Below are 13,362 nucleotides of genomic sequence, written 5' to 3' on the forward strand. Positions count from 1 at the left end.
GTGTTCATAAAAAAATATAAATGAGGGTAATAAATAATGATGAAGCGCAAAATTCTGGCAGCGGTAATTCCTGCCCTGCTGGTAGCCGGTGCAGCTAACGCTGCAGAAATCTATAACAAAAACGGCAACAAACTCGACTTTTACGGAAAAATGGTTGGCGAGCACGTCTGGACCACTAACGGTGACACCAGCAGCGACGACACCACCTACGCCCGTATCGGCCTGAAAGGCGAAACCCAGATCAACGATCAGCTGACCGGTTACGGCCAGTGGGAATACAACATGGATGCGTCCAACGTTGAAGGCTCCCAGACCACGAAAACCCGTCTGGCTTTCGCTGGCTTAAAAGCCGGTGAATACGGTTCATTCGACTACGGTCGTAACTACGGCGCCATCTACGACGTTGAAGCGGCGACCGATATGCTGGTTGAATGGGGCGGCGACGGCTGGACCAACACCGACAACTTCATGACCGCGCGTACCAACGGCGTTGCGACCTACCGTAACTCTGATTTCTTCGGTCTGGTTGATGGCCTGAGCTTTGCGCTGCAGTACCAGGGTAAAAACAAAGAACGCGCTGTGAAGAAACAAAACGGCGACGGCTTCAGCACCGCGGCTACCTACGCGTTTGACAACGGTGTAGCGCTGTCCGCTGGTTATGCTAACTCCAGCCGCAGCGGCGACCAGAAAGCAGACCGTCAGGGCGAAAAAGCTGAAGCATGGGCAACCTCCGCTAAGTATGATGCGAACAACATCTACGCTGCAGTCATGTACTCTCAGACCTACAACATGACTCCGGAAAACGAAGGCAACTATTTCGCTAACAAAACTCAGAACTTTGAAGCCGTTGTTCAGTATCAGTTCGACTTCGGCCTGCGTCCGTCCATCGGCTACGTACAGACTAAAGGTAAAGACCTGCGCTCCCGCGCTGGCTTCTCCGGCGGCGATGCTGACCTGGTTAAATACGTCGAAGTGGGTACCTGGTACTACTTCAACAAAAACATGAACGTCTACGCTGCGTATAAATTCAACCAGCTGGACGACAACGACTACACCCGTGCTGCGAAAGTCGCGACCGACGATCAGGCAGCGGTTGGTATCGTTTACCAGTTCTAATTTGCAGTACACCCCTTCGTGATATGCCTAAAAAGCAGGACTTCGGTCCTGCTTTTCTGCGTTCCTGAGAGGAAGATCGTAACTTTTAAAAACCTTCTCGCTTTTTGTCGCAAACGGTTGGCAATTAACATAACTCCCGTTAACCTGATAGCGGATTTCCCTTCAGTAATCACAATGGAACCTCGTCATGTTTGAGAACATTACCGCCGCCCCTGCCGACCCAATTCTGGGCCTGGCCGATCTGTTTCGTGCCGATGACCGCCCAACAAAAATTAATCTTGGAATTGGTGTTTATAAAGATGAAACGGGTAAAACACCGGTCCTGACTAGCGTGAAGAAAGCAGAACAGTATCTGCTGGAAAATGAAACCACCAAAAATTACCTGGGTATTGATGGTATTCCAGAGTTTGGTCGCTGCACTCAGGAGCTGCTGTTTGGGAAAGGCAGCGCGATTATCAATGATAAACGCGCTCGTACCGCCCAGACTCCCGGTGGTACAGGCGGCCTGCGCGTCGCCGCTGATTTTCTGGCGAAGAATACCGACGTTAAACGTATTTGGGTGAGCAACCCAAGCTGGCCGAACCATAAAAGCGTATTCAATTCAGCCGGACTCGACGTTCGCGAATATACCTACTACGATGCCGCAAACCACAAACTCGACTTCGATGGACTGCTGGCCAGCCTGAACGAAGCGCAGGCCGGTGACGTGGTTCTGTTCCACGGCTGCTGCCACAACCCAACCGGTATCGATCCAACGCTGGAACAGTGGCAACAGCTGGCGCAGCTCTCCGTAGAGAAAGGCTGGCTGCCGCTGTTTGACTTTGCCTACCAGGGCTTTGCCCGGGGCCTGGAAGAGGACGCTGAAGGCCTGCGCGCTTTCGCCGCGCTGCATAAAGAGCTGCTGGTAGCCAGCTCCTACTCGAAAAACTTCGGCCTGTATAACGAACGCGTAGGCGCCTGCACGCTGGTTGCCGCTGACCAGGAAACGGTAGACCGCGCCTTCAGCCAGATGAAGTCCGTTATCCGCGCAAACTACTCTAACCCGCCGGCTCACGGCGCCTCGGTAGTGGCGACCATTCTCAGCAATGACGCGCTGCGCGCCATCTGGGAACAAGAGTTAACCGACATGCGCCAACGCATCCAGCGCATGCGTCTGCTGTTCGTTAATACCCTGCAGGAAAAAGGCGCCAGCCGTGATTTCTCTTTCATCATTCAGCAAAACGGGATGTTCTCGTTTAGCGGCCTGACCAAAGAGCAGGTCCTGCGGTTACGCGAAGAGTTTGCGATTTACGCTGTGGCATCCGGGCGTATTAACGTCGCGGGCATGACGCCAGACAATATGGCGCCGCTGTGCGAAGCGATTGTTGCCGTACTGTAAGCCCGCTCTGTAGCAAAAGCAAAAGGCCGCATTCGCGGCCTTTTCATCTATTTTCTTCCGGCAAATTTACCAGACAGGCATCTCATCCTGCAGGAATGGGTTATGCAGACGCTCATAGCCAAGCGTCGACATAGGGCCATGGCCAGGAATAAACGATACGTCATCGCCCAACGGCAAGAGTTTGCGTTTAATCGCATCGATCAGCTGGCTATGGTCGCCACGAGGGAAATCGCTACGCCCCACCCCACCTTTGAATATGACATCGCCAGAAATCAGCAGTCGGGAAGCGGCATCGAAGAAGACCACGTGCCCTGGAGTATGACCGGGACAGTGCAACACCTGCAGAGAGACGTTCCCCACGCTGACTACATCGCCTTCGTTCAACCAGCGATCCGGCTGAAGCGGCTGGCAATCTTCCAGACCAAACATCCGGCTCTGTGCCGGTAATCCTTCCAGCCAGAACTCATCTTCTTTTTCCGGCCCGATAATCGGCACGCCATAATGTTGCGCCAGCTCCGCCGCCGCACCAACGTGATCGAGATGGCCATGCGTCAGCAGAATTTGCATCAGGCTGACGCCTGCCGCGGTGACTTCCTGTTTGATTCGCTCAGCATCACCGCCGGGATCCACCAGCGCCGCCAGCCTGGTTTGTTCGCACCAGATTAAAGAACAGTTCTGCGCGAACGCGGTAACCGGAATAATACGATAGTTCATGACGCTCCTTTCGTTACCAGTGCCGTACCGGCCCGGTATCAATATGCACAAAGTTGCTACGTGGGTAGTATCCTACACCACCTGAACGCATAGATAACGCGGCTTTGCGAACATTGCTTAACGAAATGCCTTCAATATGGAAATCCATGGCCTGGCCTTTGGTGTGGTAGCTGTGTTTCGCTACTCCCCGGCTGCGCGCGCGAAGCTCATTATTGGTATCAACAGAGCGATAACCGGAAATAAGCTGGACAGGCTTGTTCGTACCAAGTAATCCCTGCAGACGATAGAGTTGATCGAACAAACCGGGATCGATGGACTTAATCTTATTCGCGCGATAGTCGCGGAAAAAATGATTAAGTCTTGCTAATTCATCCTGAATATAGCCTCTGCCATCGAAAAACTCCGCCTTGAGTGATTCACCAGTATGCAGGTTGTTCAGCGTCAAAATACGCGGTCGTGGGGTCGAGAGGGTGGCAAATGCCGGCGCAGGCAGAATGGCAGCAGCACCGAGCGCGGCTCCACCTAACGCCAGCAGTTTGCGGCGATTAGCGTCAAATTTGTCCATGATAATCAGGTCTACAGGTAAATGAATCGTAATATACTTTTCCCGCAATCCGCCCGTTAGCCGCCAGCATACGCTCGTTCTCCGGCGGCTAATCGATATCAGCGACGAAGACCTGGCTTGCTCACCACCATTACGCTTTTGCAGGATTATATGTATATGCACTTCTGGCGCACGAAAGGCACCTTACCGGGCATTATTGCCAACGTCAAGGCAGCCTCCCCCCAGTAAACTCGGGCCTTGCAGACTGCAAGACCCGTTTTCACACACAGATAGGACAACCGAATCCGTTGAACTACTTCATTTATCTGATTAATTGTTCAGCTTTAGGCAGGATTTGTGCGCTGGATCGCGCGGTGAGATCGTAATTGTAAATATCTGTTCGATATTGTGTACGTCCATCAGCCCCGACAAAGGCGGTCAAATAATAGAGATTAACCGGGATATTCTGACGAATATTCACATAGCGGGTATTTCCCTGCTTGAGGGCATCCGAAATACGCGCGTCGTTCCAGCCCGCGTCCTGCAACAGCATATTCGCCAGCTCTGAAGCTTTATTCACCCGCACACATCCAGAGCTCAGCGCTCGCCCATCCCGTTGGAACAGAGTGTGATTTGGCGTGTCGTGCAAATATATGGCATCTGAGCTTGGCATATTAAATTTATAGCGCCCCAGCGAATTACGCGCGCCGGGAGCCTGCTGGAAGCGGAACGGCAGATTCGATGCGGTTATCGTCTCCCAGTCCACCTGATAAGGATCGATGGCCTCTTTGCTGTTCCAGCCGCGCATCATCGTATAGCCGTGTTGTTCAAGATAGCCGGGGTTATTGCGCACCTTCGGCAGGATATCTTTGCGCGCCAGCGTCGGCGGCACGTTCCACGGCGGGTTGACCACCACATTGTTTAGGGCACTGCTCATCATCGGCGTTTTGCGGTCCGGGCGGCCAACGATAACTCGTGATGCCAGCACCTCGCTGCCATCCTGGTAATAAACCAGCGAAAAGGCTGGAATATTAACCATAATACCGGTCGCAAGATTACCCGGCAGCAGACGCAAACGCTGGATATTTAAGGCCAGCACGCCGGCGCGCTGCGCGGGAGAGACGTTGAGCCAGTCGCGGGTCGCCTGACCGATCACGCCATCAGCGCCCAGCCCCTGCCACGCCTGAAAGCGCTTAACGCCTTCAACCAACTGGCGATCGTAAACGCCGCGGCCGCTGTTTTTAGCCTTTTTCCCGGCGGATGGGCTCACCACGTCATCGCCCGGCAGGGCAATTTTCGCCGAGTCATCGAGCATACCGGTGCGCTGTAAAATTTCCCTGAGCGCACCGGCATCATTGCTCCACTCCCCGGGACGTAGCGAGGTCTTACCGGTGAGCTGCGGCCACGGACGCGAATCGGCAACCTGCGCCAGTAGCGCCTGATGCATTGCGGCATACTGCGGATGCTGCGGCGCCAGGCCCGCAATGAACTGCGGCAGCGAACCGCTATCCAGCGCCACCTGCCACTGATTAACCACCGATAGCGGCGGCGTCGACATGGCATACGGTTTGGTGCCATACAGCCAGCGGTTGCCCTGAGTGGGAATACCACTAATAAAATGCAGATAGCCCATCATGGCGTCAGACAAAACAACATCCCGCGCCAGACCGTTCACCGCCGGGTCGGTTAACAGCTCAACCCAGGTAGTGAACTGCGGCTGAAAACCGGCAATAGCGACTTCAGCCAGCTGCTGCTGAAACGCCTGCACCGCCTCACGGTTATCCCACATCGGCTTCATATCCCTGGCCGCATACAGCGAGACCAGCGGATTCATAAAGACGGGTTGATAACCGGACGGCAGCACCGCCTGAATATCGGCACGGCTTTTCGCCGCCGCATCGGCAGGAAGCGCCTGCTCGCCAGCCATTTTGGCAACCGCCGCAGACTGGTTTACGCTTTGGCTGAGCGCGGAAGAGAGCTCGCTGATGGTGGCTGAGCTATCCGATGGTACAATTTCAGGCTCTTCGGCCTGGACATTGAACAGTGGAGCGAATGCAAAAGCCAAGCCCAGACTGAGCGCTGACAATTGACGACCATACCGTTTCTTAAGCAACATCCCTTGCCCCCTGTTAACACATTGCTGCCCGCTAAAATGGGGCTTACTTTCAGTATATGAAGACGAAAACGCTTTTGCCTTCCCAAATGTAAAGAAGTTAAAAGATTATACAATCCTAAAATACAGGTACGGATAACAAAAAGGGCGACATCATGTCGCCCTTTGGCTACTTATTGTACAATCTTATGAAGCATTAGCCGTTCCCGGCAGCGTTTCAGGCAGCTGCGGCGCGAAGCCACGCAGACCTACTACATGCACATGCTCGTGATTGTTCACCACTTTACGCACCAGTTTGTAGGTGGTGCCTTTTTCCGGGCTGATATTTTCCGGCGCTGCGATAATTAGCTGCATCTCCAGTCGATCGCACAGTTCGAACAGCGTGGCGATAGAACGGGCATCCAGACGCGCGGCTTCATCGAGGAACAGCAGGCGGCACGGCGAAATATCCTTGCCGCGCAGGCGCATGGATTCATCTTCCCAGCTCTGCACCACCATAACCAGAATCGACATCCCGGTACCGATAGCCTCACCGGTCGATAGCGCACCGGATTCAGCGCGCAGCCAGCCGTCGGAACCGCGGTTAACTTCCACTTCCATCTCCAGATAGTTGCGGTAGTCCAGCAGCTCTTCACCAATGGTCTGCGGCGTACGCTGCCCCATATCAATTTGCGGATTCAGGCGCTGATACAGCTTCGCCAGCGCTTCCGAGAAGGTCAGACGATTGCTGTTGAACAAATCCTGATGCTGTTCATGCTGCTCGGACAGCACGTCCAGCAGCATCGAGTGGGTTTCCCGCACGTTGACGTTCAGCCGCACGCTGTTGACCTGGCCGAAGGAGACGCTCTGCAGCCCCTGGTTGAGCATGCGAATACGGTTCTGCTCGCGCTGGATTGTCTTGCGGATGATGTTGGCCACGCTGCGAGAGCTGATGGCCAGCTTCTGCTCGCGGTTGGTCAGCTCTTCCGTCAGTCGACTGAGTTCAATCTCCATCTGCTCAATCGCTTCCACCGGATCGTCGGTACGGATAATATCCTGGCGGATACGCTCGCGCAGATGCTGATAAACGGCGACAAAGAACTGGATTTTGCGTTCCGGGCGTTTCGGATCTTCCGAAATACGCAGCACATCGCGCAGGTGTTCGTTATCAGAGACCGCCAGACGCAGCGCCCCGAGCGCTTTATCCGACATTGAGCGCAGCTCATCAGCCGAAAGGTAGGCCAGCTCGCGGCGATGCAGACGACGCTCCACGCCGTTGTCTTTCACCAGGCGCATGACCGCGCACCAGCCGGCTTTGGCGCTGACCACCTGTTCGCGCATTTCGCAGTAATCACGCTCCAGCTTGCGCAGCCTGCGGGTCAGGTTATCCATTTCCGCTTCGCAGAAGGTCAAGGCTTTTTCAAGCTGGTTACGCCGCGCGCGGTTGTTGCTGAGCTGAGCATGAAGCTCATCGCGACGCAAACGGGCGCGCTCTTCGGCGCCGGCGTCGGCGCGTACGCCAATATCCTGTAGCTCTTTATGCAGATCGTTGAGCAGCTCTTTTTTGGTGTCGTAGGAGCTTTTCAGCGATGCCAGCACCTGGTTGTACTGATTGAGCTGCGCGGCGTGGGTACGCAGCGCTTCGCGGGTGCGGGCGCGCTCCGCTTCCGCCTGCTCCAGGCGCTGGCGCAGCTTCTCGTTCAGATCGCTATTACCGCTGAGCATCTCTGCGGAATCAGAGTAGCTAAAGTGGGCGCGGCGCTGCACGACTTCGGTCAGCGCAAACGCCTGCTGACGCGCATCGCGCTGAGTCTGCTGCGAGTACGCGTAATCTTCTTTTAGCTGTTCAAACTGCTCCGGGTCGCTCTGCAGAACGGAAACGATCGGTTCCAGCTTAGCCAGCTGGTTACCATACTGCTGCACAAAGCGCGCGGCCTCCTGCGCTTCGTCGAGCCGCTCCTGGATTTCATCGACGCGATCGGCCAGCGAGTCGTCGGCCAGCAGATTCAGACGTGGCAACAAGCGGTTGAGCGCGGATACACCCTCTTTCGCCTGCTCATACTGCACCCGGTTCTGCTGGTTATCGCTCTCATGGGCGGTCAGCGCCCGCTCCAGCTCGCCGCGACGAGTATTCAGTTTACGGATTTCTTCTTCCGGGTCGTCCTCAAAGGCCACCGCCAGATGGTTACCGATAAAGCGGCTGAACGCCTGATGGAGGCGCTGGGTTTTCTGCACATCAAACGACAGGGTCGCAAAACGCTCGGAGAGGCTTTCACGCTCGGCGTGCAGCGTTTCAACGCGGCTTTCACGCGCGGCGCGGCCAAACAGCGGCAGCGTCGGGAAGCGTGAATAGCGCCACTGACGATCGGCAATCTTAACGACAACGGCTTTTTCCAGCTCATCGACGCTAAATACGCTGTCATCAAACGACTGCGGATCGCCCTCGATCAGGTAGAGATCTTCGGGGCAATCTTCAAGGCCTTCCAGCTGCTCGGCAATCAGCGACAGATCCGGTACCACAATAGCGTGGCGGGAAGGGCCGTACAGCGCCGAGTAATACGGCGCATCATCGAGGCTAACGTCATCATAGATTTCCGACAGCAGTACGCCGCCAAAGCGTTCCGCCAGCGCGTTCAGGCGCTGATCTTCTGAACCACCCGGCTGGCTAAGGCGCTCGATTTCATCATCGATTGCGCGCTTGCGGGCGCCAACTTCGTCGCGCTCTACGATAGCTTCGCGTTCACGCTCCAGCAGTTGCTGGAGATATTCGGTGACTTCCTGGCTCGACTCAAACTGCTCGCCGCTCTGTTCGCACAGCTGATTGAGGCTGTTCTGCGCCGCCAGCCAGATGGGCGCGCGGCGCATCAGCGTTTGCGTCCGCGTCTGCAGCTGTTCCAGCTCCTGACGCAGGGTCATCCGCCGTTCGCTGGCGGAGGAAACGCTGTCGGAAAGCGAGGCTATGCGGGCTTCCAGCTCCTGATGCAGAGCTTCCAGTTCGTCGATATCGTAACGTTTGCCCTGACGCTTACAGAATTCGTTCAGCTGGCGTTCAGCATCCTGCTGTTCACGCAGACGCTGTTCAAGTTCCGTCAGGCGACTGCGCAACCCATGCGCCTGCTCTGCCTGGTGGCGTTGATTAACGCCTTCGCGCAGCAGCTCGCGCGCCACGTCCCAGGCTTCATTACGCGCCAGCGGACCGTTGATCTCCACCACCAGCTGGTATGCCTGTTCAAACTGGCTATGCGCAGTTTGCGCCACGCTCATTTTCTGTTCCAGCGACAGCATTTTCTCCGTCGCTTCCTGCTCTTTCGCCTGGAAAGTTTCCAGCCACTCGTCGGCGCTCTCCGGGGTTAAATCCGGCAGATGGCAAAGCGCTTTTGCTCTTTCCAGCGCCTGCAGCGCCTGGTTGTACTGAATCGCACGGGTCTGCTGCACGTCCAGCGCCTGCTGGTAGTCGGCAAGCTGGTTTTTCAGCTCATCCACTTCCAGCTCGGCGGCTTCGGCGCGGGCTTCGTTCTCTTCCTGCTGGTCAACCGCTTCCGCAACGACTTCATTTTGCTCTTCGAGGCGAATCTGCAGTTCATCAAGATCCGCCTCATAGCGCTCGATTTTTTCCTGCTGGCGCAGAGCGGTCTGCACCAGGTTCAGATGGTCGCTGGCGGCCTGATAATCGGCTTCCAGATCGCCTTCCGCGCCGTTATGTTCCTGCAGCTCGCGGGCCATATCGACGTGCTTATACTGTTCAGCCGCGAGCTGAGCGCGGGAGCTGAACAGATCGCGGCGATACTCCAGCGCTTTGTCGAGATGAATGCGTCGCTCGTTTGCGTGGCGCATATAGTCGGCGGCAACGTAGTTGGTGGCTTCGCTGATCAGATGTTTGAACAGGTCGCGATCCGACTGCGTTACGCGGATCGCTTCCAGGGTCATGCGGTTTTCACGCAGCGCCGCTTCCATATCCTGGAATGCTTTACGCACGCCGCTGTTTTCCGGCAGCAGGTAGTCGCGCAGCGAGCGGGTAATGGTGCTTGAAATGCCGCCGTACAGCGACGCTTCGATCAGGCGATAGTACTTGCTACGGTCGGAAGCTGAACGCAGGCGGCGAGCCACCACGCCCAGATCGAACATCAGCGAGTGATACTCGGTAATAGAGTTAAACTGCTTGAACTGTACCCCTTCCATCGCTTCGAGCTTATCTTTCAGCTCGTTGAGCGTCACCACGCGCGCCTGGCGCTCGTTAAGGGTTTCGGTCAGCAGCTGAGTCGGCTGGATGGAGGTAGGCAACCCCTGAATCGCAAAAGGCTTGATATCAACTTTACGATCGCGACCGGCGACCTGCTGTAGGCGAACGCCAACCACCACGCGCTGGTGGCGAGAGTTAATGACGTCCAGCACCGAGTAACAGACGCCTGCGCGCAGCTTACCGTGAAGCCCTTTATCTCGCGAGCCGCTGGTGGCCCCGGCTTCCGTAGTATTACGGAAATGCAGCAGCGTCAGGTCGGGGATCAGCGCGGTGACGAAGGCCGCCATGGTCGTGGATTTACCGGCGCCGTTACCGCCGGAAAGCGTGGTCACTAATTCATCAAGATCAAAGGTGCGGGCAAAAAAGCCGTTCCAGTTAACCAGCGTCAGCGAGCGAAATTTACCGCGTTCAATCATTACTCTTCCTCCCCGCTATCCGGCTGATTCTCTTCATTCTCATCATTAAGCTGCAGACGATTTTCCAGCGCCATGGCTTCACCGTCACGGATCATACGCAGCTGCGCTTCGCGCGGATCGTCACCGGCGCGCACGTCGGCGCCGAAGCGAAACACCGATTCGGTGATGCGGAATTTGCTGCTGTCGTGGCCCATAAACCACACCATGCCGAGGCGGCGCAGCCGGTTGAGCGAAGCGCGCATTTTTTCCTGCAGCTTCTGGCGGTCAAGGTCGGAGCCGGTCGAACGGTTATTGACCAGCTTCAGCAGCTTGGCTTCGTCCGCCAGGGTCAGCAGCTCGTCGTAAAGCTCCTGCTGGGTGAAGATGCCTTCATTCGCCAGGCGCTCCGGACTGAGGTAGAGATAGCAAAGAATTTTGCCCACCATCATATCCAGCTCGGAGAGCACCGAGCGCGGGATCAGCGTGGTCGAGCGCGGGCGTAGATAGAAAAACCCCTCCGGCGCGCGAATCAGCTCGACGTTGTAGCGAGCATAAAACTCTTCCAGGTAATCCTGAAAATCCATTAAAAATGCGTGATTATCCAGCTCGTCAAGGCCGATATGACGGCCTGCGCGCAGGGCGCTATCCAGCGCCGGAAATAACGGATTAGCCAACGCTTGCGCCAGTTTAACCGGCATCACTTGTTCAATATTTGTCGATGACATGCGCCTGTACCTTGGCTCCGTAATCATTAATCGGCTGCCATTTTGCCGGCAGTCCGGTGAAATCTGCTTGCGCTACGCCCAAACGTACCGCCTGGTCGACAACAATGCGCGCGACATCAAAGTGGCGAGCGCGCGGATACTGCGAAAGATATTCGCGTACCACCAGACCAAGATCCAGCGGCAGTCCCTTCTCTTTATAGACCGCCAGCTGACCTTCAATCAGCGCTGCCAGCTGTTCGCGAATTTCGTTAAACTCTTCGTACTCCAGATCCGCCGGAAGTTCTCCGGTAACCTCTTCATCATGCAACGCCATCTCTTCATCGCGCATATCAAGCAGACGATCGGCATTCGCATGGGTGAGCGCCCAGGGTGCGTCGAAGTAAGTCTGGACCGACTGGCGTAAACGCTGCGCGAAGACGCGGTTTTTATCCATATCAATAGCGGTACGGATAAATTTATGCACGTGGCGATCGTAGCCGATCCACAGGTCTATCGCCTGCTGACCCCAGCTGACGATGCGGTCCAGCTTGCTTTGCAGGTCGAACACCAGACGATCGATAAAATTCAGATCGTCGCGCGCCATGGTCGAGTCCTGGATACGCAGCAGGTTTGCCTGCAGCTTATCGCCCGCCGCATCCAGAGTATCCTGCAGCTCGCGCAGGGTGCCGGACGTTTCCGACAGCAGCAGCTCGCAGCTGGAGATCGCCGCCCGCCAGTCTTTATTCAGCAGCTGGGCAATATCATCTTTCACCAGCTGTTGCTGCTCATCCATGATCCGCTGGGTCAGATCGATACTGTCGAAAATTTCCGCAACCGAGTACTTCAGGGGAGCGAAAACGTTACGATGCCAGTGGAACTCATCGCCGCCCTCTTCTGCCGAGTCGGCGGCGCGCTTGAGTTCGCCGGCAACGATGGAGAGCTGCATCGACAGGCGCAGGGTGGAGAACTCGCGCTGACGAATATAGTAATCGGTGATCCCGATGCCCAGCGGCGTCAGGCGATAAATAGCGTTACCCTCGGTGATTTCGCTGGTAAAGCGGTTCAGCAGACGCTGGCGCACCATATCGTTAATGGCATTATTGGCGCGCTGGCTGATGGTTTCGCTGGTCTGCTCAAACGCATCACTGACGTGGCGGAACGCGTCCACCAGTTCTCCCTCGGTCATTTCCCCTTCCATCCGCTCGCCGTTCAGCGTGGCAATCGCCAGCAGAAAAGAGAGTCTGTCGACCGGCAGCGAAATAGAAAAATCATTTTTCCTGGCCCAGGCAACCAGTTCGGGGACTGTCTGGGAAAATTCACTCATAGTTTATCCTTGCATCTGCGGCTTAAGCGCGGTGACGTGAATATAACGGCCTAAGCTAATATACGGCTCCTGGCGACAGTAGCGCGTTTCCAGCTCCAGCAGCGCCGCAAATTTGTCGTGCTGTTGGTGTTTTTCACGCAGATAATCATGAAACACCCGCACGCCGGTCTTACCGGTAATCTGCCAGCCAATCTCTTCCAGCCAGCCGTAAACCTGCTGCGGATCGCGCGGATAGTCCGGCGACAGCGTGCGTTTTTTCTTTTTCGGCATGCCGATTTGCACATAGTCCAGATTGCCGGCGACCATATTGTGCATCAACAGGCCGTTAGCATTGTAGAACATCAGCGATAACGCGCCGCCGGGGCGCAGCATCGACCACAGCGTACGCAACATCGCCTGTGGTTCGGCTACCCATTCCAGCACCGCATGAAACAGTATCAGATCGACCGGACTTTCCAAATGCTGCTCAATATCCTGAGCCGCGCATTGTACAAAATGCATGTTGTCGATCACACCTTTATCGGCAGCCGCCTGCCTGGCGCGAGCCACCATTTCACCAGAGAGATCGCATAACGTGACGTGATGGCCCATTTCCGCCACTTTGATCGCCGTTTGCCCTTCGCCGCCGCCCGCGTCAAGAACTCGCAATGGCCCAGGCCCCATCTGGTTCAGCAGCGGTTGTAGATCCTGCCAGAGGATCGCCTGCCGCAGCTGGCCTTTGGTGGTGCCGTATATATTGCGCGAAAACTTTTCAGCAATATCATCGAAATTACGATCCTGCACGGGTGACTCCACAAGCCAACACAAAGCCGCTATTTTGTCATACCCGCGCGGAGAATGAAGCGATCTGTTGTA

General features: G+C 55.8%; 9 protein-coding genes. 2 read left to right on the top strand and 7 right to left on the bottom strand.

The window, feature by feature from the left end; all coding sequences use genetic code 11:
• The first annotated feature begins 36 nt into the window (after nt 1-36).
• On the top strand, nt 37-1,116 hold the full coding sequence (locus KO1_RS11885; RefSeq protein WP_004100735.1) for a porin: 1,080 nt from the start codon (nt 37-39) through the stop codon (nt 1,114-1,116).
• Nucleotides 1,117-1,303: 187 nt separating this feature from the next.
• Entirely contained in the window at nt 1,304-2,494 is a 1,191-nt protein-coding gene (locus tag KO1_RS11890) for an amino acid aminotransferase (protein WP_004100734.1), read from the top strand.
• A gap of 66 nt (nt 2,495-2,560) precedes the next feature.
• On the opposite strand, the gene KO1_RS11895 is transcribed toward KO1_RS11890, so the two are convergent.
• From KO1_RS11895 to cmoM, 7 genes are all read right to left on the bottom strand, one after another.
• Nucleotides 2,561-3,208, bottom strand: coding sequence for an MBL fold metallo-hydrolase (locus KO1_RS11895; protein WP_004100733.1), 648 nt, complete (start codon nt 3,206-3,208; stop codon nt 2,561-2,563).
• A gap of 13 nt (nt 3,209-3,221) precedes the next feature.
• Nucleotides 3,222-3,773, bottom strand: a complete 552-nt coding sequence (gene mepK / locus KO1_RS11900; protein ID WP_004100731.1) for a peptidoglycan L,D-endopeptidase MepK — start codon at nt 3,771-3,773, stop codon at nt 3,222-3,224.
• Between the two features lie 301 nt (nt 3,774-4,074).
• Entirely contained in the window at nt 4,075-5,868 is a 1,794-nt protein-coding gene (gene ldtD, locus KO1_RS11905; RefSeq protein ID WP_024273976.1) for a L,D-transpeptidase, read from the bottom strand.
• Nucleotides 5,869-6,051: 183 nt separating this feature from the next.
• Nucleotides 6,052-10,500: a chromosome partition protein MukB gene (mukB, locus tag KO1_RS11910; RefSeq protein ID WP_016808059.1), complete on the bottom strand. Its 4,449-nt coding sequence runs from the start codon at nt 10,498-10,500 to the stop codon at nt 6,052-6,054.
• The gene (gene mukE, locus KO1_RS11915; protein WP_004100725.1) at nt 10,500-11,204 is read right to left on the bottom strand and encodes a chromosome partition protein MukE; all 705 of its coding nucleotides are present in this window, start codon (nt 11,202-11,204) and stop codon (nt 10,500-10,502) included. Before mukE ends, mukB begins: the two co-directional genes overlap by 1 nt.
• Entirely contained in the window at nt 11,185-12,507 is a 1,323-nt protein-coding gene (mukF, locus tag KO1_RS11920; RefSeq protein WP_004111885.1) for a chromosome partition protein MukF, read from the bottom strand. The genes mukE and mukF overlap by 20 nt, the downstream gene beginning before the upstream one ends.
• 3 nt (nt 12,508-12,510) lie before the next feature.
• On the bottom strand, nt 12,511-13,290 hold the full coding sequence (gene cmoM / locus KO1_RS11925; RefSeq protein ID WP_004100721.1) for a tRNA uridine 5-oxyacetic acid(34) methyltransferase CmoM: 780 nt from the start codon (nt 13,288-13,290) through the stop codon (nt 12,511-12,513).
• Nucleotides 13,291-13,362: the final 72 nt, after the last annotated feature.

The sequence above is a fragment of the Klebsiella oxytoca NBRC 105695 genome, from assembly GCF_001598695.1.
GTDB classification, from domain to species: domain Bacteria; phylum Pseudomonadota; class Gammaproteobacteria; order Enterobacterales; family Enterobacteriaceae; genus Klebsiella; species Klebsiella oxytoca.

Coding starts and splice junctions, on each gene's coding strand:
- KO1_RS11885 (WP_004100735.1), top strand. CDS start 37: ATGATGAAGCGCAAAATTCTGGCAGCGGTAATTCCTGCCCTGCTGGTA.
- KO1_RS11890 (WP_004100734.1), top strand. CDS start 1,304: ATGTTTGAGAACATTACCGCCGCCCCTGCCGACCCAATTCTGGGCCTG.
- KO1_RS11895 (WP_004100733.1), bottom strand. CDS start 3,208: ATGAACTATCGTATTATTCCGGTTACCGCGTTCGCGCAGAACTGTTCT.
- mepK (WP_004100731.1), bottom strand. CDS start 3,773: ATGGACAAATTTGACGCTAATCGCCGCAAACTGCTGGCGTTAGGTGGA.
- ldtD (WP_024273976.1), bottom strand. CDS start 5,868: ATGTTGCTTAAGAAACGGTATGGTCGTCAATTGTCAGCGCTCAGTCTG.
- mukB (WP_016808059.1), bottom strand. CDS start 10,500: ATGATTGAACGCGGTAAATTTCGCTCGCTGACGCTGGTTAACTGGAAC.
- mukE (WP_004100725.1), bottom strand. CDS start 11,204: ATGTCATCGACAAATATTGAACAAGTGATGCCGGTTAAACTGGCGCAA.
- mukF (WP_004111885.1), bottom strand. CDS start 12,507: ATGAGTGAATTTTCCCAGACAGTCCCCGAACTGGTTGCCTGGGCCAGG.